This window comes from Adlercreutzia sp. St.1H8, assembly GCF_059728655.1.
Window position 1 is genome coordinate 1,460,317 of sequence record NZ_AP039376.1, and the last position, 19,983, is coordinate 1,480,299.

Consider the following 19,983-nt stretch of genomic DNA (forward strand, 5'->3'; position numbering starts at 1 on the left):
CCGATCATGCTGAAAGGGGGCGCCTGCCGCGTTGCAGCAGACACCCCCTTCGATGGCCCGAAGCGAGGAAGGCGCCCCCCCCTACTCCTCGATGCCGTCGTTGGTGCGGATGAGCTTGCGCTTGATCTTGCCGCCGATGGTCTTGGGGAGCTCGTCGACGTACTCGACGATGCGCGGGTACTTGTAGGGCGCCGTCGTCTTCTTCACGTGGTTCTGAAGCTCGCGGGTGAGCTCGTCGGAGGGCTCGAAGCCCCGGGCGAGCACGATGGTCGCCTTCACCACCTTGCCGCGGATGGGGTCGGGCGCGGCGGTGACGGCGCACTCCACCACGGCGGGGTGCTCGACGAGCGCGCTCTCCACCTCGAAGGGCCCGATGCGGTAACCCGAGCACTTGATCACGTCATCGTTGCGCCCGACGAAGAAGCAGTAGCCGTCCGAGTCGCGCCACGCCATGTCGTGGAGGTTGTAGTACTCCCCGCCCACCGCCTCGGCCGTCTTCTCGGCATCGCCGTAGTAGCCCACGAACAGGCCCGGCGGGTAGGCCTCCTTGAGGCCGGTCACGCAGATGGCGCCTTCCTCGCCGTCGGCCACCTCCGCGCCGTCATCGTCGAGCAGGCGCACGTTGAGCAGGGGCGAAGGCTTGCCCATGGAGCCGGGACGCGGCTCGACCCACGGGAAGGTGGCCAAAAGCACCGGCCCCTCAGTCTGGCCGAAGCCCTCGCGGATCTTCTTGCCCGTCAAGCGCTCCCAGGCCAGGGTCACCTCGGCGTTCAGGGGCTCGCCGGCGGTGGCGAAGTTCTCGACGCTCGACAGGTCGTAGGCGGCCACGTCCTCCTGGAGCATGAAGCGGTACATGGTGGGCGGCGCGCAGAAGGTGGTCAGGCGGTAGTCCTGGATCTTCTGCAGCAGCTTGGTGGGCACGAACTTGTCCATGTCGTAGGCGAAGATGGTGGCGCCGGCTATCCACTGGCCGTAGATCTTGCCCCAGCCGAACTTGGCCCACCCCGAGTCGGTCACCGACATGTGCAGCTTGTCCTCCTGGACCTGCTGCCAGTACTTGGCGGTGATGATGTGGCCGAGCGGATGCGCGAAGTTGTGCTCGACGGCCTTGGGGTTGCCGGTAGTGCCGCTCGTGAAGTACATGAGCATGATGTCCGACGACGTGACGCCCTCCTCGCCCGTCGGGCGCGCGAACTCCTCGGACTTGCCGGCGATGAGGTCGTCGAAGTCCACCCAGCCCTCGCGCGAGCCGTCCACGATGAACTTCTCGAGGAGCGAGGGGCACTCCGGCAGGGCGGCCTCCACCTGCGTGCAGACGTACTCGTCGTTCACGGCCACGATGGCCTTCACGTCGGCGCTGTTGACCCGGTAGGCCACGTCCTTCTTCGTCAGCTGCAGCGTCGCGGGGATGATGACGGCGCCCAGCTTGCAGAGGGCCACGGCGCACACCCAGTACTCCCAGCGCCGCCGCAGGATGCACATGACCACGTCACCCTTGCCGATGCCCATCCCGCGAAAGGCGTTGGCCGCCTGGTTGGAGAGGCGCATGAGGTCGCCGAAGGTGAACGTCCGCTCCTCGCCGGCGTCATTGCACCAGACGAGCGCGCGCTTCTCAGGCTCTACGCGCGCCCACTCGTCCACGACGTCGAAGCCGAAGTTGAAGTCGGCGGGGACGTCGATGCGGAAGTTCTCGGCGAAGTCCTCGTAGGAGTCGAAGTCGATGCGCGGGCAGTACCTCTTCAGCACGTGGTTCATGGTGTGGTTCCTCGGTTCTTGGCTCTGGTGTTCCCTACTCGGCGATGATGGTGATGAACTTGGCCGGCACCTCACCGCCGCAGCGCTGGCCATGGGGTATCTCGGGGTTGAAGTAGACGCTGTCCCACTGGGCAAGCTCGATGTCCTGGTCGCCGATGGTGACGACGACGGTGCCCTCGATGACGAAGTTGAACTCCTGGCCGTGGTGGGTCACGAGCTCGGCCGGCTCATCGGAGGGATCGAGCACCACGAGCAGCGGCTGCATGATCTTGTCGCGGTAGCGCCAGGCCATGTCGTCATAGCGGTAGCCCGGGAAGCGGTCGACCTCCTTGCCCTCGCCGCGGCGCACCACGTGGAAGGTGTCGAGCTTGGCAGCCGTGCCCGTGAGCAGCTCGGTCAGGTCCACGCCGAACTTGCGCGCCATGTGGTAGAGCGCCGAGATGGGCACGTCCTCGCCGGTCTCCTCCCAGGCGCGGTAGGTGCCCGGGCTCACGGCCAGCTCGGCGGCCATCTCCTCGACGCTCACGTCGCAGGCCTCGCGCAGGCCCTCCATGCGCAGGCCGATGTCGGCCAGGCTGCGCTCCCTGTCCTCTCCCATGCTAGGCCTCCATTCCCAAGTCGACGGCCTGCTTGTTCTTCTCGATGAGGGCGGCCTTGCGCGGCGGCACGCACTTCTCGATGGCCGCGTCGAGGGTCGCGCGGCTGCAGAAGCCGGTGACGGCGAAGAGCTTGCCCAGAAGCACGATGTTGGCCAGGCCCTTGAGGCCGGCCTCCTCGGCGAGCTTGGTGGCGGGGATGCCGTAGGTCTCCACGCCCTCGCGCACGCGCATATCGGCGATCATTGAGGTGTCGGCCACGATGACGCCGCCAGGGCGCACCGCGTCGACGAACTTGTCGTAGGAGGGCTGGTTGAGGGCCACGAGCACGTCAGGCGCGGTGACGAGCGGGCTGCCGATGGGCTCGTCGGACAGCGTCACCGAGCAGTTGGCGGTGCCGCCGCGCATCTCGGGCCCGTAGGAGGGCAGCCACGATACCTCGCGGTCGTCGATGAGGCCCGCGTAGGCGGCCACCTTGCCGGCGAACAGCACGCCCTGGCCGCCGAAGCCGGCCAGCACGATTCGAAGCTCTGCGCTCATCGGGCGCCTCCTTCCTCGCCGGTGGCGGGGTTGACCAGCGGACACGCGGCCGCGCGGGCAGCCGCCGCCTCGGCGGCGCTGGCGTAGCCGTCGGCCACCACGTCTTTGTACACGCCCAGCGGATAGTAGGGCAGCATGTTCTCGCGCATCCAGGCGAAGGACTCCTGCGGGGTGAGGCCCCAGTTGGTCGGGCAGGTGGAGACCACCTCGACGAGCGAGTAGCCCCGCCCGTTGATCTGGGTCTCGAAGGCCTTCTTGATGGCCTTCTTGGCCTTGCGCACGTTCTTGGGGCTGTCCACGCACACGCGCTCCAGGTACGCCACGCCGTCAAGGGAGCTCAGCAGCTCGGAGACGCGGATGGGGTAGCCTGCCGTGGCCACGTCGCGGCCGTACGGCGAGGTCTGGGTCACCTGGTTGGGCAGCGACGTGGGGGCCATCTGGCCGCCGGTCATGCCGTAGATGGCGTTGTTGATGAAGATGACCGTGATGTTCTCGCCGCGGGTGGCCGCGTGGATGGTCTCGGCCATGCCGATGGAGGCCAAGTCGCCGTCGCCCTGGTAGGCGAACACGACGTTGTCCGGATGCACGCGCTTCACGGCGGTGGCCACCGCCGGGGCGCGGCCGTGGGCGGCCTCGATCATGTCGCAGCCGAAGAAGTCGTAGGCCATGACCGAGCAGCCGACCGGGGCCACGCCCACGGCGTCGCCCTCCACGTCCAGCTCGTCCAGGCACTCGGCCACCAGGCGCTCCACGATGCCGTGGGTGCAGCCGGGGCAGTAGTTCGTCACCACGGGAAGAAGCGCGTGGGGGCGCTCGAAGACCACCGTGGCCTCAGCGTTGTCCGCCATTCCTACTCACCGATCCTCTCGTTGATCTCCAGGATGCGCGCGAGGACCTCCTCGGGCGTGGGCACCATGCCGCCGGCGCGGCCGAGGAGGTCCACGGGCGCGCGGCCCTCCACCACCAGGCGCACGTCCTCCACCATCTGACCCATGTTCATCTCCACGTCCAGGTAGGCCCGGGCCGTGCCGAGCGTGGCGGCCAGCGCATCCACCGGGAAGGGCCACAGCGTCACCGGGCGGAACAGGCCCGCCTTGACGCCCTGCTCGCGGGCGGCGTTGACGGCCGAGCGGGCCACGCGGGCCGAGGCGCCGAAGGCGACCACCACGATGTCGGCGTCGTCGCACTGATAGGTCTCGGAGCGCTGCTCGGCGGCCTTGATCTGCTCGTAGCGCTCGTAGCGCTCGAAGTTGAGGCGCTCAAGGTCCTCGGCGGTGAGGTAGAGCGAGTTGGCCACGTTGTGGGGGCGCTGGTGCTTATGGCCGGTGGTGGCCCAGGGCTTGGCCGGCAGGTCGGCCGGGTCCACCGGGTCGGGCAGCACCACGGGCTCCATCATCTGGCCGAGCAGGCCGTCGCCGAGGATCATGACCGGCGTGCGGTAGCGGTCGGCCACGTCGAAGGCGTCGAAGGCCACGTCCGCCATCTCCTGCACCGTGGAGGGCGCGTAGACGACGACGTGGAAGTCGCCGTGGCCGGTGGCGCGGGTGGCCTGCCAGTAGTCGGACTGCGAGGGCTGGATGGAGCCGAGGCCCGGGCCGCCGCGCTGGATGTTGATGATGACGCCGGGCAGGTCTGCGCCGGCCATATACGAGATGCCCTCGCCCTTGAGCGACACGCCCGGGCTCGACGAGGACGTCATGACGCGCGCGCCGGCGGCCGAGGCGCCGTAGACCATGTTGATGGCGGCCACCTCGCTCTCGGCCTGGAGGTAGGTTCCGCCCACCTTCGGCATCTGCTTGGACATGTAGGCGGCCAGCTCGGTCTGCGGGGTGATGGGGTACCCGAAGAAGAAGCGGCAGCCGGCGCGCAGCGCGCTCTCAGCCAGGGCCTCGTTGCCCTTCATCAGCACTTTCTCTGCCATGGTTCCCTACCTTTCCACCGTGATGGCCACGTCGGGGCACATGAGGGCGCACGAGCAGCAGCCCGTGCAGCGCGCCTCGTCGACGCAGCGGGCCGGATGGTAGCCCTTCGGGGTGATCCGATCCGGGTCGAGCTCGATGATGTGGACCGGGCAGGCGTCTGCGCACAGGCCGCAGCCCTTGCAGAAGCCGTCGTCCACGATGATCCTTGCCATGGGCGTCCTCTCTTCCTCCTCGCCCGCGTGCGCGGGCTCTCCTGACTGTTCGTGAAAGGCCGCGCGGGGCGGCCGGTGCTAGCTCTCGGTTTCCCAGGGGGTTCGTACCACGACCTCCACAGGATAGACGAAGGCGCCCGGGACCTGGGCGCTCAGCTCGTCAAGCTCCTGCCGAGCGAGCCGTTTGGGGGCGGTAGCGAACGCGAGGGGAAGCCCCGCGGCGCGAGCCGCCTCGCCGGCTGCCGGCAGCGCACGTGCCACCACCGCCGCGTCGGTGTCGGCCTTGAGGTGGGCGTTGGCGACGAGGGCCGTGGCTCGCAGGCGCGCCTTGGCCTCCACCTCGCCGAGGACCGCGAGCGCCTCGGCGGCGCCGGGCGTGAGGCTGCGGTAGGGGTTCACCACGTACCAGAGGGCGTGAGGCCCCGCCGCGATGGCCGCGGAGAAGCGCCCGAGGGCCGTGGCGCCCGCGTCATCCCCACCGACGTCGATGATGAGGCGGAAGGGGCGCGCCCCTGGCTCCCCCGCCCGGGCGTAGGCCTCGGCGATGGCGGCAGCCACCCCGCCGGTGAGCGAGGGCACGTCCAGGCTCGTGCCGGCCTCGGAGAACACGGGCGCCACGAGGCGCGCGCCGGCGGCCTCGAGCGCGCCGCGGTACTCACTTGAGCGGAAGTAAGGGTTCACCACGTCCAGATCGGCGAGCACCACCTCGTAGCCCGCCTGTGCGGCGTCTATCGCCAGGTTGAGCGCGAGGTTGGTCTTGCCCACGCCGTAGTGCCCGCCGATGACGGTGACCGGCGCGAGGGAGGCCAGGACGGCCGCGCGCCCGCGGGCACCGGCGTCGCCTTCCGATGCGGCGGGGGCCTGCTCCTCCCCCATCGCTACACCAGCCCCTCCGGCGTGGCATCGGCGGCCTCGTCGGCCTGGCGAATGGCCACGCGGCGGATCTTCCCGTTCACGGTGCGGGGCAGCTCGTCGACGTACTCGACGATGCGGGGGTACTTGTAGGGCGCCGTCTGGTTCTTCACCCAGCGCTGGAGCTCGCGCGTGAGCTCGTCGGAGGGGCTGAAGCCCTCGGCCAGCACCACGGTGGCCTTCACGGCCGCGCCGCGCAGCGGGTCGGGCACGCCGGTGACGGCCACCTCGCGCACGGCGTCGTGCTCGAGCATGACCGACTCGATCTCGAACGGGCCGATGCGGTAGCCGCTCGACTTGATGACGTCGTCGTTGCGGCCGACGTACCAGAAGTAGCCGTCCTCGTCGCACCAGGCGGTGTCGCCGGTGTGGTACCAGCCATCGTGCATGGCCTCGGCGGTCTTCGCGGAGTCGCGGTAGTACTCCATCATGATGCCGGCCGGATGCGGGTCGATGCGGATGCAGATCTCGCCGGTCTCGCCGGTGTTGCAGCGGGTGCCGTCCTCGCGCTGGATCTCCACGTCGTAGAGGGGCACGGGCTTGCCCATGGAGCCGGCGCGCGGGGTGGAGCCCGTAAGGTTGCCGATGGTGAGCGGCGTCTCGGTCTGGCCGAAGCCCTCGTAGATGGTAAGGCCGGTGTGCTCCTTCCAGAAGTCGAACAGATCGGGGTTGAGCGCCTCGCCGGCGGTGGTGGAGTACGCGAGGCTCGACAGGTCGAAGGCGTCTACGTCGGCGAGCATCATGAGGCGGTACATGGTGGGCGGGCAGCACAGCGACGTCACCTGGTAGCGTCCGACGAGCGAGAGGATCTCGCCCGCGTCGAAGCGGTCGAAGTCGTAGGTGAGCACCGCGGCCTCCATGAGCCACTGGCCGTAGAACTTGCCCCAGACCGCCTTGCCCCAGCCGGTGTCGGCGATGGTGAAATGCAGGCCCTCTGGGTCGACGTTGTGCCAGTGCTTGGCCGTGATGAGGTGCGCGAGCGCGTAGCGCGAGTCGTGGAGCACCATCTTGGGGTTGCCCGACGTGCCGCTCGAGAAGTACATGAGCATGGGGTCGCCCACGCGCGTCGCGCGGCGCTCGAAGGCGGCCGGCGCCTCGCGCACGCCGGTGTTGAAGTCGTGCCAACCGGCGCGCTCCACGCCCACGGCGCAGACGCCCTCGGGGCCGGAGAGCTCCGCGCCCACCGGCTCGTCGCCCGCGCGCATAAGCGCGCCGGACTCGTCGCGCGGCGTGAGGCCGGCGCCGGCGGGGTTCACCAAGACGAGCGTCTCCACGCTCGGGCACTCGCCCGCCACGGCGTCCACCACATCCGCGATGTCGCCGGCGCTCGTGCAGATGACGGCCTTGACGTCCGCCCCGTTGAGGCGGTAGGTGAGGTCGTGCTCCTTGAGCATGAAGGTGGCCGGCACCATGACAGCGCCGAGCTTCGCCAGCGCGAGCGCCGTGAACCAGAACTGGTAGTGGCGGCGCAGGATGACCATCACGTAGTCGCCCTGGCCGATGCCGAGGCCCGCCAGGAAGCTGGCCGTCTTGTCCGACCAGGTCTTCATGTCGGCGAAGGTGAAGACATGCTCCTCGCCCTCGGGGTTGCACCACACCATCGCGGTGCGCTCGGGCTCGTTCGCCGCGATGTCGTCCACCACGTCGTAGGCGAAGTTGAAGTCGTCGGGGGCCACGATGTCGAACGCGGTCAGGAGCCCTTCGGCGTCGTAGGCCTCGTTCACGTAGCGGAGGTTGATGTTTCTCATGGCTTGTCTCGTCCTTGCAGCTGAGGGGCGCGCGCTCAGGCGCCGCGCCGGGCGGAAGTTATCGGGAGGGTGCGGCGCTCGCCGGCACGCCTGGAGTCAGGCCGCGGGGCCTGGCCGGGCGCCGGGGCGCCTAGATAATCTTCTCGTCGTGGGGCTTGAGGACAACCGCGAGGAACACGCAGGGCTCGCCGCCGATGGCGATCATGCCATGGCCGCGCCCGGAGTCGTACATGAGGAAGTCGCCCGCCTCGAGCTCCTCTACGTGGTCCTCGTAGGCGAAGCGCATGCGGCCGGAGATGATGAAGTCGAGCTCCTGGCCCTTGTGGCGGGACAGGTGGATGGGCACGTCCTGCTCCTCGGGCAGGTAGGGCGCCGTGACCAGGAAGGGCTCGGCCAGCTTGTGGCGGAAGTGCGGCGCCTTGTGCAGGTACTCGAAGCCCGCGCGACGCTTGATGGACAGGCCGTCGGCCGCACGGGTGAGCGAGTAGCCCGTCAGGTGCGGGTTCTCGCCGGTGAGCAGCTCGATGACGTCGACGCCGAACTTGTCGGCGCACTTGTACAGGAAGGTGAAGGACAGATCCTCCTCGCCCGACTCCTGCGCGGCGTACTCGGCCGTCGAGCGGCCGGTGGCGTCCGCCATCTCCTGCAGGGTGAGGTCGAGGTCCTCACGCAGCGCCCGGATGCGCGCGGCCACCTCTTTGATGTTCGGCTCCATGAAGCGACCTCCTTATCCGGTCTCGTGGTTAGCGTATCGGACTATTGTAGCGAAGCGGTATCGGCCTTCGTTTCGAAAGCGTTAAATCATCGGGGGCGCGCTATAGATTCTCCCGGCCACGCGTCCCCGCCTCGGGCGATTACCCCCGTCGAAGGCGATTCCCGGGTTTCTGGCCAAAAACGCTGCGTTTTACGCAGATGGAGGGCCCCGGGGGCGGGATTGCTCGTGGGGGGATGCGGGGTTTTCCCTGGTCAGCGCCGAGCGGCTGCGAGGAGCGCGGTACGGGCGCGAAGGATTCTGCGTAAACTGCAGGGAATTTGGCCAGAAATCCGGAAATTCCGGGCGAGAGGGCAGGCTGGATGCGGAGGGAGCCGGCTTTCTGCGCTGGGGAGGCGCTGGGGCGGGAGGGTTGCCTTTCGGGCATGCGGAGCCCCTGGGGGCCGGCGGCGCTGGGCGCTCGCACGGCAGCGCACTGACGCCGAGCTTCGGCAGGGGCCCGTCCCTACGGCTCCCGGTATCCATCCGCCAGCGTCTTGGCGCCGAAGTTCGTCGGGATCTGTCTGACTTCGATGCCCACTAGGCCAGGGGCCTGACGCTGAAGCGGCTGCGCCGCCCGTATGGCCAGCCGCTCCTCATCCCCCGCGCAAGCGCAGGCCCCCGCCTTCCGCGCCACCCGCCGTCCCAGCTGCTCCCTCGGCCCCTGCGCGCGCCGAAGTTCGGATCAAGGCGCTGGCGGGCGGGCCAGGGCCGGGAGGGCGCCAGCGTTCGGCTCTGAGACGCCGGCGGGCATCGGGGGCCGGGCGGGCCCCTGCCGAAGCTCGGCGCCAGTGCGCTGCCGAGCACGCCGAAGCTCGGCGCCAAGACGCGAGCAAGCTCGCGCTGAGGCCGGGGGGCGTCAGCGTTCGGCGCCAAGAGGCTAGCGGGTGGGCCCCGGCTTCGGACGGGCGGGCCCCTGCCGAAGCTCGGCGCCGAGACGCGAGCAGGCTCGCGCCGGAGTCGTGGGCAGCCAGCATTCGCGCCGAGGCGCTGGCGGCGGGCATCGGAGCCGGGCGGGCGCCTGCCGAAGCTCAGCGCCAGTGCGCTGTCTCGCACGCCGAAGTTTGGGCCAAGGCGCGAGCAGGCGTGCCAGGGCCGGGGAGGGCGCCGGCGTTCGGCTCCGAGAAACGGGCGGGCATCGGGGGCGTGGCGCGCATCTGCTGCTGCGCGCGCCGATCGAGCCCCCGGCTCGTGGGGCCCAGGCGCAGCGGGATCGCAAGCGCGCCGGGCGCAGCCCTAGGATCGGCGGCGCAGGAGCGCGAGGAAGTGGGCGTCAGGGCCGCCCGGCTCGAGGGCCACCGAGAAGAAGGGCAGCTCCACGCCCAGGTCGGGACGGGCGAAGGGGATGATCTCGAAGCCGGCCCCCTGCTCGCTCGCGAGGAAGGCCTCCACCACGGCGGCGTTCTCCTCGGTCGTGACGGTGCAGGTGGCGTACGCGAGCACACCGCCCGGGGCCACGTGGGCCGCCGCCGAATCGAGCAGGCGCGCGCCGAGCGCCGCCTGCTCGGCGATGGTGTCAGGACGCAGGCGCCAGCGGATGTCGGCATGGCGGCGCAGGGTGCCGAGTCCCGTGCAGGGGGCGTCCACGAACACGCGGTCGAACAGGCGCTCGCCCACGAGCGCGCCCAAGTCGCAGCCGTCGCCGGTGAGCGCGTCTTCCACCTCGATGTCGAACTGGGCCGCGCGCTCGCGGAGGAGCTTCGTCTTGAAGGCGTGGGCGTCCACGGTCACATAACCCGACACCTGGTGCCCGAAGCGGCGCTGCGCGCAGGACTGGTCGAGGATGGTCTTGGTGGCGCGTCCGGCGCCTATCTCAAGGAACGACGCCGGCTCTTCCTCGCCCACCACGAGGCTGGCCACGGCCTGGGAGGTGGCATCTGAGACGAGCAGCAGCCCCTGGGAGAGCATACGGCGCACGCGCCCGTCAAGGAGCGCCAGGCCCGACGCCAGGCAGTAGCAGCCCTCCACGCGGCGGCCGGCCACTTCCACCGGCTCAGGCTGGCCATGGGCGGCCGCCAGGATGGAGACCACCTCCTCATCGGTCGCCTTGGCGGCGTTCACGGCCACGTACACCGGCGCGGGCTCGTTGGAGGCCGTCATGAGGTCATGGGCGCCCTGCGGCCCGAGATCCTTGATGAGACGCTCGGCAAGCCAGGCGGGGAATCCATGGAGCCGCGCATAGGCGCGCAGGTCGGTGCGCGGGTCGCCGAAGGGGAAGCTCTCCTTGGCGCGCACGACGCGGCGCAGCACGGCGTTGGCCAGGCCGCCGGCGCGCGGGGCGACGGACTTGACGAGCTCGACGCCCTGGTCGACCGCCGCATGGGGGCTCTTCTGGAGGAAGATGATCTCGTAGGCCGAGAGCGCCAGCGCGTCGCGCACCGCAGGGCTCGCGTCGTCAGGCGAGTCCATGCAGCCGTCGATCACGTCGTCAAGCGTGCCGCGGGTGCTCGTCACCCCGAGCACGAGACGCGTGGCGAAGGCGCGCTCCTCGCGGGCGATCTTGGAGGTGTCGATGGTCGAGGCGATGACGTCTTGGGCGAAGGCGTGGCGCTCGCGCAGCTGGTGGATGGCCTCGAGCGCGAGTCCGCGCGCCTCGGTGGCGCGCCCACGCCGCGGCGGGGCCTGGCGGCGGTCGGCATCGCGAGGCCCGCGGCGTTCGCGGTCGCCCCCGGCGCGAGGCCCGCGGTCGTCTCGCCGGGGACGGTCGCCCTCGGGGCGGAAGCCGCGGTCGTCGTCAGAGCGCGGGGGCCGGCTGTCGCGGCGGTCGTCCCGGAACCGATCGCCCTCGGGGCGGGGAGCACGCTCGTCGCGACGCGCGCGCTCGTCGGCGGCTTGCGGGCCGCGAGCAGGGGCATCCCGACGCTCGCGGCTGTCGGGCGCATGGCGGTCGCCCTCGGGGCGGGGGCCATGCGCCCGATCACGCCCGCGACCGAAGCCGGGCTTGCCCTGGGGGCGACCTCCGCGATCATCCCCAGGACGGCCCGACCGCTGGCCGTCGAAGCCGCGGGGGCCCTCGGAGCGCGAGCCGCGCCCGCGCTCACCCTGCCCGTCCTGAGAGCCGCGGCCCCGGTCGTCCCGGAACCGGCGGTCTCCCCCGCCTCGCCCTTCGTCGCGCCTCGGGCGGCGATCATCGCGCTGCCCACGGGAGCCCTGCGCCCGCTGGCCGCCACGCGCGTCTTGTCCGCCCTGGGAGCGCGGGCCCCGTCGCTCGCCCTGTTGTCCGCGGCGGTCGTCTCGGCCCTCTCGCGGGGATCGGTCGTCGCGTCGGCGCCCCTCGGGGGCGCGGCGGTCGTCATGCACAGGACCACGTTCCTTTCTCGTCCCGCAGCGCGGGGCAGCCAGCCGCGAACGCGCGGCCGTCCATGGGCTTCTTTCCATCGGGCTTGAGCCCGGTCACCTCGAGCGCGCCGTCAGCGCAGGCGAGCACGAGGCGCTTGGCCGCCACGAGGGCATCCCCCGGCGCGGCCTGCGCGGCAGGCTCCGCAGCGGGACTGCCTGCAGGCAGGGGCGCGCAGGACAGCACCGTCACGGGGCGGCCGGCGATGACGCAGCGGCTGGGATGGGCCTCGCCAGACGCGCGGACGCGCCGGGCGTTCTGCTCAACGGTCGCGTTCGGGTCGAGGTCGAGCTCGCCCTTCGCCACCTTCTCCGCGTAGGTGACGGCCGTCTCGTCCTGGGGCGTCCAGGGCAGTGCGCGGCCTGAGGCCAGCTCGTCGAGCGCCTCGACGAGCGCCTCGCCGCCCGCCTCGGCCAGCTCGGCGGTCAGCGTCGCGGCGTCCTTGCCCGCCACGGGCACGGCGCGGCAGATGCAGTAGGCGCCCGTGTCAAGGCCCTCCTCCATCTCCATGACGCACACGCCCGCCTCCTCGTCGCCGGCGAGGATGGCGCGTTCGATGGGCGCCGCGCCGCGCCAGCGCGGCAGGAGCGAGCCGTGCACGTTGAGGCAGCCGAATGGCGGCACGTCGAGGATCTCCTTGGGGAGGATGGCCCCGTAGGCGGCCACGCACACCACGTCGGGCGCAAGCGCGGCTAGCTCGGCTGCAGCCTCCGGCGTGCGCAGGGTGCGCGGCGTGAGCACGGGGATGCCCCGCGCGGCGGCCTCCTCCTTCACCGGCGAGGGCACGAGGGCCTTGCCACGACCGCGCACGGCATCGGGGCGCGTGTAGACGGCCACCACCTCGTGCGCGGCGGCCACGCGCGCAAGCACCCGGGCGGCGAAGTCCGGCGTGCCCATGAAGACGACGCGCACCCTAGCCCACCTCGACGGAGGTGTCGCCCGGGCGCGCGCCGGCAGCACGGGCCTCCTCGTAGGCGGCGAGCGCCTCGATGCGAGTCACCGGGTCGCAGCTCTCGAAGAGCGTGCGGCCCTCCAGGTGGTCGATCTCGTGCTGGAGGCAGCGGCCGAGCAGGCCGTCGCCCTCGATCTCCCACAGCTCGCCGTCCAGGTCGTAGTAGCGCACGCGCGCCCATGGCTGGCGGGAGATGGGCACGGTGACGCCCGGACAGGACAGGCAGCCCTCGCCGCCCGTCTCCGGCTCGCCGCGCAGCTCGACGATCTCCGGGTTCACGAGCACGATGGGCTCCTGCTCGCCCTCGCCGTCCCAGTCGACGTCGATGACCACGAGCCGCTGGGCCACGCCCACCTGGGGCGCCGCGATGCCGCAGCCGTTGTTCTTGTACATGGCATGCGCCATCTGCTTGGCGAGACGCTTGAGCGACTTGTCGCCCACCTCGCAGGGCTCGCAGACCTGCGAGAGAATGGGGTCGGGCGAGGTGACAATCTTAAGCATGGAGCGTGTCTGCCTTTCTGACGTGCGGGGACGCGCCCTCTGGGCGCCGTTTTCGTTGTAGGCCATTGTGCGGCTCGCCCGCCTTGGTGTCCAGCGCGGGCGCGGAAACGCCACATTCCCCCGGCTTGCGGCGTCCCGCGCGGGGCAGGACGGCCCCCGAGGCAAGGCCGCTGCCACTTTTTCGCCGGAAAATGGCACGAATCGGCGGTTTGGTACGGTCGGTTCCTCCTCATACGCGGAATTTGTTAGCCCGAGAAAACCGTGACCTGGGAAAACCCCAGCAAAGCCTTGGCCCGATGGTGGCAAGCGCCCGTTTCGCGCGCGACCAACCGTACCAAACCGCCGATTCGTGCCATCAGGTCGGGAAAACCTGGCAGCGGCGAAGGACGGGGGGCGAAGCCGGCCTCCCTGACGCGCAAAGGGGCCGGCGGGCACTCAAGCTAGCCGCGAGCCGGGATACGGGCGAAGGCGGGAGCTGAGCTGCGCGTCGGCGTGCGGCAAGGCGGCCCTAGGCCGGCGAGAGGGGCTTGTGGGCCAGGCGCCGCTGGTTGAGGTCGCCCTGCATGCCCACGACGCTCTGGAAGAGCGAGTCGTAGTCCTCGGGCGAGAACTGCGTCGGGTCAACGAGGAGGGCCTTCAGCGACGCGATGGCCTCCTCCGCGTCGCCGAGCGAGAGCTCCTCGGCCAGGTAGGCCGCCACCTCGCCCGCGTCCGCGCCCTCGGGGACGGCCGCGGCGGTGAGCGTGCCCGCGGCCCCCGGCACGGAGGCGGTGGCATTGGTGATGAGCGTGCCGGCCGTGGCGTGCGGGTCGCCCGCCAGGGTGTCGAGCAGCGACTGGGCGATGGCCCCGTGCGCCGCGCGGCGCCACTGGACCTGGGCGAGCGCGTCGGCATGCGTCAGCGCCAGGAGCGGGTGCTGCGCGAGCACCGAGAGGAACTCCCGCTCGAAGCGCAGGCGACTGCGCTCGGCCTGGGTGAGGCGCCCCCGCGCAGGGGCCGGCTCCGGCAGGGGGGCGGCGCCGGGGACGGGGGCCTCCCCCGCCGGGGCCTCGCCGTCGCGACGAGCCGGCGGCGCCAGCGCGGCCAGGGCCTCAAGCACGTCCTCCTCGCGCGCGCGGCAGCGACCCGCTATCTGCACCGCATAGTCCTTGGCCAGAAGCGACTCCTTGATGGGCGCGAGCACCGAGAGCGCATCAGCCAGGGCGCGGGTGCGCCCCTCGGCCGTGGACAGGTCGTAGCGCGCCAGGCGACGGTCGATGCCGTACTTGAGCAGCGGCTGGGCCCGCTCGATGAGCTCGCTGAGCGCCGCGGCGCCGCGGGCGGCCACGAACTCGGCCGGATCGAGGTTGTCGGGCAGCGTCACCGCGCAGAGCTCCACCTTCGAGCGGCCCGCCTCCGGCGTCATGGAGTCGTCGATGAACCCGAGCGCGCGGTCGGCGGCGCGCTGGCCCGCCTCGTCGCCGTCGAAGAGGTAGACGATGCGGTGCTGGGCGTGGCGCGAGAGCAGCCGGATATGGCGCAGGGTGAGCGCCGTGCCAAGCGTGGCCACGGCGTTGCCTATGCCGGCCTCGTGCAAGGCGATGACGTCGGTGTAGCCCTCCACCACGATGGCCGTGCCCGTGGAGGCCATGGCCGCCTTGGCGTGGTCGAGCCCGTAGAGCACCTGGGACTTGTGGAAGACGGGCGTCTCCTGGGAGTTGAGGTACTTCGGCTCGCCCTGGCCGATCACGCGCCCGCCGAAGGCGATGCACTCGCCCTGGGCGTCGTTGATGGGAAACATCACGCGGTCGTAGAAGCGGTCGCGCAGGCGCCCCTCGCGGCTGCGCGAGGCCACGTTGGCCTCCACCAGCTCATCGTCGCGGAAGCCGCGCGCCTTGAGGTGGCGCGTGAGGGCGCCCCGGCCGGGCGCGAAGCCGAGGTTCCACTCCTTGGGCACCTTGCCTCCCAGCCCGCGGCCGGCCAGGTACTCGCGGGCTTTGGCGGCCCCGGCGTCGGGGCTGCGCATGAGCTGGGTGTGGTAGAACTCGGCGGTGGCGGCGCAGATGTCCTTGATCCGCGCCTTCTTGGAAGCCGGCGCGGAGGGCCGCCCGCCCGTCTCCTGGATGTCGATGTGGGCGCGCTCGGCCAGCTTGCGCACGGCCTCGGGAAAGGAGAGGTCCTCGGTCTTCATGACGAAGGCGAACACGTCGCCGCCCTCGTTGCAGCCGAAGCAGTGCCACAGCTGCACCGACGGGTCGATCTTGAACGAGGGCGTCTTCTCCTGGTGCAGCGGACAGCAGCACCAGAAGTCGCGGCCCTTCTGCTTGACGGGCACGCGCTCGCCGATGACCGCCACGAGGTCGCTCGCCTCGCGCACGCGCTGGATGTCTTCGTCGCTGATGGAGCCCACGGTGCGCCGTGCCGCCTTCCTCTTGATGACGGGGCTGCCCGCATCACGTCGCCGGCAGCCCACCCGATTGGGCCAGTATAGCGCATGCCCGTCTGACCCCGGGCCTTAGGAGGCGGCGAATACGCGGACATATGGGCGGGAAAAGCCCCGGCGCTCTCACCGGTCAGGCGAGAGCGCCGGGGCCGCGCCTCTGCAGGGGAAATGCGCTAGCGGCTGCGGAAGGGCCGGCGCTTGCGTGCCGCAAGAACCAGCACGGCGAGCGAGCCCGCAGCGGCGCAGGAGGCCACCAGGACAATCGCGTTGTCGCCCGTCTGGGCGAGCGCGATCAGCTGCGGGATGAGGGCATCGTCGGAGCGGTCGTCACCCGATCCGTCCTCAGCGCCTGTGCCGTCGGCTCCGCCCTGCGAGCCATCGCCCCCGGCTACTCCGGCCCGCGTGCCGAGGCCCGCCTACACCTCACGGGGGTTCATGAGCTCCTCGTCGAGCCCCACGCCGCGCACGGCCTCGCTCGGCTCGATCGCGTAGTTCGGCTGGGTGATGACCGGGTCGGGCATCGCGGCGATGCGCTCGACCACCCGCGGTCCTGCGGACAGATCGTCGTACAGGCCGAAGCCGAGCGCGTGCTGCGGGCAGGCCTCGACGCAGACAGGCGCACGGCCCTGCGCGATGCGCGCAGAGCAGCCGTCGCACTTCTCGACGCGCCCGCTCGCCTCATCGAAGCGCGGCGCATGGTAGGGGCAGGCGACCGCGCAGAGCTGGCATCCGGTGCAGGCCTCGTGGTCGATGGTCACGAACCCCCGCGCGTCCTTCAACACGGCGCCGGCCGTGCAGATGCGCAGGCACACGGGATTCGCGCAGTGGCTGCACGACAGCGAGACGTAGAACGCGGTCACGTCCTGCTCCCAGGCGCCCTCCTCGTTGAGGCGCCACGCGCCCGCCGCGTACTCGTGCACAGTGCGGAACATGATGCCCGGCCCCAGGTCATGGTAGTCCTTGCAGGCGATTACGCACGTACGGCATCCCGTGCACCTCTTCTGGTCGAACGAGAACCCGAACTGGCTTTCCGGCGCATTGATGCTCATCGGCCCTCCCCCTTCCCAGGCGCCGCGTCGTCGCGCGACGCCTGGAGCTTCGCGCGGCGCGCACGCTCGTCATCGCGCAGGAGGCGCAGGCGCACAAGGCACGAGTTGTGCGCGTTTCCGCAGGACCAGGCCGTGGGGATGTCAGAGGTCAGGGTGTTGGCGCACCCGCCCCAGTCGAGCTTGTCGCCTGCCATGTCCGCATCATGCCAGGCCCCCTGCGGCAGGCTCACGACCCCTGGCATGACGCGCGGCGTGACGCGCACGCGGCACACGAGGGCCCCCCGCTCGTTCTCGAGCACGACCTGGTCTTCGGAGGCCACGCCATAGCGCTGCGCGTCGATCGGGTTAATCGACAGGCGCCGCGGCACCGCCTCCTCGATCTCGCGGACGTTGGCGAAGCTCGAGTTGGCGCTCTGGCGGCCATGGTAGCTCACCAGCTGCAGCATCCCGCGCTCGCAGGCGGCCTCGGCGCCCTCGCGCGCGGGCAAGTAGGCGGGAATCGGGCTTAGGGGCGCTGAGATGCCGGCCTGCGCGCGCTCGCGCGCGAGCGCGGCGACGCGCGTCGAGTAGATCTCGATGAGCCCCGAGGGCGTTGGGAGCGGGTTCCTTGCGGGGTCGGCGCGAAAGTCCGCGAAGGCGACCTGCGAGCAGGCGTCGGCGCGGCGCAGCACGCCGCGCGCCCCCAGTTCCTCGTGCGCCCCTGCCTCACCTGCAAGCTCGCCCTGCTCCCAGCGGCGCTCGTCAACCTCGCAAGCCGTGGATCCCTCGGCGCAGAACGCCTCCTCCACGCCTAAGCGCCGAGCCAGCTCGCGCGCCACGTCCCAGGCGCCGCGTCGCTCGAAGGCGGGGTGGTCCCACGACTCGCAGTCGATGACCGCGCAGACGCCGTCGGAGTTGCCCGAGGCCACAAGCGCCGCCTGCTCGGACTGGGCAAGGTCGGGAAGGAGGATGTCGGCATAGCGCGCCGAGTCGGTCATCGCCACGTCGACGCCGAGGATGAACTCGCACAGCCCCTCGTCGGCGAGGATGCGATGCGTGCGGTTGATGTCCGCGTGCTGGTTGGTGAGGGCGTTGCCGCCGTGGTTGATGATGAGCTTGACCGGCGCCCGCAGGCGCTCGGCACCCCGCACCCCGGCGCTCTCCGCCGTCAGGGCCTCGCCCTGCTCGACGGCGCGCGACCAGGTAAACGCCGGTATCGAGACGCCCACGGGGTTGTCGCCCACGGACTCGTCGGGGATGGCGGGGCGCCGCAGCCGCTCGCGCGTGCCGCTGTTGGTGCCCGGCAGGCCGAGGTTGCCCGTGAGCATGGCGAGCAGGCACACGGCCCGCGCCGACTGCTCGCCGTGCTCCGTCCGCTGAGGCCCCCAGCCCTGCGTGACGAACGCGCGGCGGGCGCCCGCCAGCTCGCGCGCGAACGAGACGATGCGCGCCGAGGGGCAGCCGGTGATGCGCGCGGCCCAGGCGGGGGTCTTCTCGACGCCGTCGGGGCCGTCTCCCATGACGTAGGCGCGGTATCCCTCGGATTCAGGCACGCCCGCGGGCATCGTCTCGGCGTCATAGCCGATGCAGCAGGCGTGCACGAACGCCTCATCGACGAGGCCCTCGGTGATGAGGACGTGCGCCACCCCCGCGACGAAGGCCGCGTCCGTGCCGGGGCGCACGGGCAGCCACTCGTCGACGGCCCGGCTCATGAGGTCGGTATGGCAGGGGTCGACGGACACCACCTTGAGGGGCAGTCCCAGCGCCGCGCGCGCCTCGCGCATCTGCTCGAGGCGCCAGGCGCCGCTCGCGCCGCCCATCCGGGTGAGGGAGGGGTTGGCGCCGAACACGACGAGCAAATCGGCGTTGGCCACCTCGTCGAGCGTCGAGCCGCTGTAGTACCCGTCATCACCGTAGAGCGCCTCATGCGCCGCCTGGAGCTGGGCGCAGCTGTAGTCGCCGTATATGCCCAAATGGCCGCCATAGCAGTTCATCAGGCGCTCGAAGGGAGACCCCGACGCCGTCCAGCGAGCCGTGGCGTAGGGAACGAGCACCGCCTCGTTGCCCCAGCGCGCGACCACCCCGCGGATGCGCTCGGCCACCTCGTCGAGCGCCTCGTCCCAGCTTATCGGCTCGAAGCGCCCGAGGCCGCGTGGGCCGACGCGGCGCAGGGGGGCGTTCAGGCGCTCGGGGCTGTCGAGCCAGTAGCGCAGCGCCCGGCCGCGCAGGCAGGGACGCATCTGATCGCCCTCCTCGACCGCGCCGTCGCCTTCCGCCCATTGGATGCGGCCGTCGGCCACCTGCAGGCTCAGCACGCAGCGTGACCCGCAGTTGACCGAGCAGGTCTGGCGCGCCGGCGTCGTCGCAGGCCAATCGCCGGGCGCCCCCGCATGGCGCGTCATGAGGGGGATCCTGAGCAGGCGAGCAGCTCGTCCTCGGCGATGAGGAGGCGCTTGAGCATCTGGAGGACCTGACGCTCGCCGAGGCGGCTCCCGCAGAGCGACACCAGGCTCGCGTAGATGTCCTCGCTCGCATCCTGCACGCACAGGACGCCCTTCGCCGTCAGCTGGAAGAGCACCCCGCGCGCATCGTGCTCGTCGGGCACGCGTACGAGCAGCCCCTGCTCCTCAAGCCGCACCGAGGCGGTGGAGACATAGGAGCGGCCCGTCCTCAGGAAGGCCACGACGTCTCGCGCGCGCAGCGTCTTGACCCCGAGACGGCGCTTGGGATAGAGCTCGAGGAGGAAGCGGAAGTCAGTGAGCGACAGCCCCGTCGCGTTCTTGGCCGCTGCGGCGGCCACCGCCGATATGATGGAGAACGAGGAGAGGTAGCAGCGCGGATCGAGCCTCTCGCCCACCGCGCAGGCGCCGCCCTCCGGGAGGCAGAAGCCGCCTGGAAGGGACAGCGGCGCGCGCAGGATGACGGCGAGCACGTCGCGCTCCTGGTCGGAAAGCGGCTCAAGGCAGCGCGACACGTAGTCGCCCACAAGGGCGAAGAGCCCCTCGGCGCAGGCGCGCCCGCTCGCGGTGAGGCAAAGCGCCCCGTCGGCACGCGCCTCGACGAGCACGCGCTCTGTGAGCGCCTCGGCGGCCGCGCGCACGTCGTCAGGCTTCATGACGAGCGCGTGGGCCACCTGGCAGACGCCGAGCGGGGAGACGCCGGGAAGCGAGAGCTGGAGCAGGACGCGCACGTGGGGCAGCGGCAGGTCCTTGGGCAGCGTCCGCGTCAAGCCGCGGGAGGCCTTCGAGACCACGGCGCACCACAGCGTGACGATGTGAGCTTTCGAGGAATCCAACCGACCTTCCCT

The 19,983-nt window shown here is 71.1% G+C and carries 16 protein-coding genes; all 16 read right to left on the bottom strand.

Going from position 1 to position 19,983, the window contains the following annotated elements; all coding sequences use genetic code 11:
- Positions 1–81: 81 nt before the first annotated feature.
- The 16 genes from AC6I0Y_RS05595 to AC6I0Y_RS05670 all read right to left on the bottom strand — a co-directional run bounded on the left by AC6I0Y_RS05595 (position 82) and on the right by AC6I0Y_RS05670 (position 19,971).
- Positions 82–1,755 (bottom strand): AMP-binding protein, encoded by a 1,674-nt coding sequence (locus AC6I0Y_RS05595; protein ID WP_497730024.1) that lies wholly within the window; start codon positions 1,753–1,755, stop codon positions 82–84.
- 34 nt (positions 1,756–1,789) lie between these two features.
- Positions 1,790–2,353 carry a helix-turn-helix domain-containing protein gene (locus tag AC6I0Y_RS05600; RefSeq protein WP_160707450.1) on the bottom strand — a complete coding sequence of 188 codons (564 nt, stop codon included), beginning with the start codon at positions 2,351–2,353 and terminating at the stop codon, positions 1,790–1,792.
- A 1-nt stretch (position 2,354) separates the two neighbouring features.
- Complete coding sequence (locus tag AC6I0Y_RS05605; RefSeq protein ID WP_160707452.1) at positions 2,355–2,891, bottom strand: 2-oxoacid:ferredoxin oxidoreductase subunit gamma family protein; 537 nt, start codon at positions 2,889–2,891, stop codon at positions 2,355–2,357.
- Positions 2,888–3,739, bottom strand: a complete 852-nt coding sequence (locus AC6I0Y_RS05610) for a thiamine pyrophosphate-dependent enzyme (protein WP_160707454.1) — start codon at positions 3,737–3,739, stop codon at positions 2,888–2,890. Before AC6I0Y_RS05610 ends, AC6I0Y_RS05605 begins: the two co-directional genes overlap by 4 nt.
- A 2-nt stretch (positions 3,740–3,741) precedes the next feature.
- The gene (locus AC6I0Y_RS05615) at positions 3,742–4,812 is read right to left on the bottom strand and encodes a 3-methyl-2-oxobutanoate dehydrogenase subunit VorB (RefSeq protein WP_497730027.1); all 1,071 of its coding nucleotides are present in this window, start codon (positions 4,810–4,812) and stop codon (positions 3,742–3,744) included.
- A gap of 6 nt (positions 4,813–4,818) precedes the next feature.
- A complete protein-coding gene (locus tag AC6I0Y_RS05620) occupies positions 4,819–5,025 on the bottom strand; it encodes a 4Fe-4S binding protein (protein ID WP_160707458.1) in 207 nt (68 codons plus the stop codon).
- A gap of 78 nt (positions 5,026–5,103) precedes the next feature.
- Positions 5,104–5,901 carry a nucleotide-binding protein gene (locus AC6I0Y_RS05625; RefSeq protein ID WP_497730029.1) on the bottom strand — a complete coding sequence of 266 codons (798 nt, stop codon included), beginning with the start codon at positions 5,899–5,901 and terminating at the stop codon, positions 5,104–5,106.
- Positions 5,902–5,903: 2 nt separating this feature from the next.
- On the bottom strand, positions 5,904–7,685 hold the full coding sequence (locus AC6I0Y_RS05630) for an AMP-binding protein (RefSeq protein WP_497730031.1): 1,782 nt from the start codon (positions 7,683–7,685) through the stop codon (positions 5,904–5,906).
- A 130-nt stretch (positions 7,686–7,815) separates the two neighbouring features.
- Entirely contained in the window at positions 7,816–8,400 is a 585-nt protein-coding gene (locus AC6I0Y_RS05635) for a helix-turn-helix domain-containing protein (RefSeq protein WP_160707464.1), read from the bottom strand.
- Between the two features lie 1,272 nt (positions 8,401–9,672).
- Positions 9,673–11,736: an RsmB/NOP family class I SAM-dependent RNA methyltransferase gene (locus AC6I0Y_RS05640; protein ID WP_497730033.1), complete on the bottom strand. Its 2,064-nt coding sequence runs from the start codon at positions 11,734–11,736 to the stop codon at positions 9,673–9,675.
- Positions 11,729–12,685: a methionyl-tRNA formyltransferase gene (fmt, locus tag AC6I0Y_RS05645; RefSeq protein WP_160707468.1), complete on the bottom strand. Its 957-nt coding sequence runs from the start codon at positions 12,683–12,685 to the stop codon at positions 11,729–11,731. The genes AC6I0Y_RS05640 and fmt overlap by 8 nt, the downstream gene beginning before the upstream one ends.
- A 1-nt stretch (position 12,686) precedes the next feature.
- Entirely contained in the window at positions 12,687–13,226 is a 540-nt protein-coding gene (gene def, locus AC6I0Y_RS05650) for a peptide deformylase (RefSeq protein WP_160707470.1), read from the bottom strand.
- A gap of 508 nt (positions 13,227–13,734) precedes the next feature.
- Positions 13,735–15,615: a DNA primase gene (gene dnaG / locus AC6I0Y_RS05655; protein ID WP_497730035.1), complete on the bottom strand. Its 1,881-nt coding sequence runs from the start codon at positions 15,613–15,615 to the stop codon at positions 13,735–13,737.
- A gap of 449 nt (positions 15,616–16,064) precedes the next feature.
- Entirely contained in the window at positions 16,065–16,697 is a 633-nt protein-coding gene (locus AC6I0Y_RS05660; RefSeq protein WP_160707474.1) for a 4Fe-4S dicluster domain-containing protein, read from the bottom strand.
- Positions 16,694–19,078 (bottom strand): DMSO/selenate family reductase complex A subunit, encoded by a 2,385-nt coding sequence (locus AC6I0Y_RS05665; protein ID WP_160707476.1) that lies wholly within the window; start codon positions 19,076–19,078, stop codon positions 16,694–16,696. Before AC6I0Y_RS05665 ends, AC6I0Y_RS05660 begins: the two co-directional genes overlap by 4 nt.
- Positions 19,075–19,971, bottom strand: coding sequence for a MarR family transcriptional regulator (locus AC6I0Y_RS05670; RefSeq protein ID WP_497730036.1), 897 nt, complete (start codon positions 19,969–19,971; stop codon positions 19,075–19,077). The genes AC6I0Y_RS05665 and AC6I0Y_RS05670 overlap by 4 nt, the downstream gene beginning before the upstream one ends.
- Positions 19,972–19,983 lie beyond the last annotated feature (12 nt).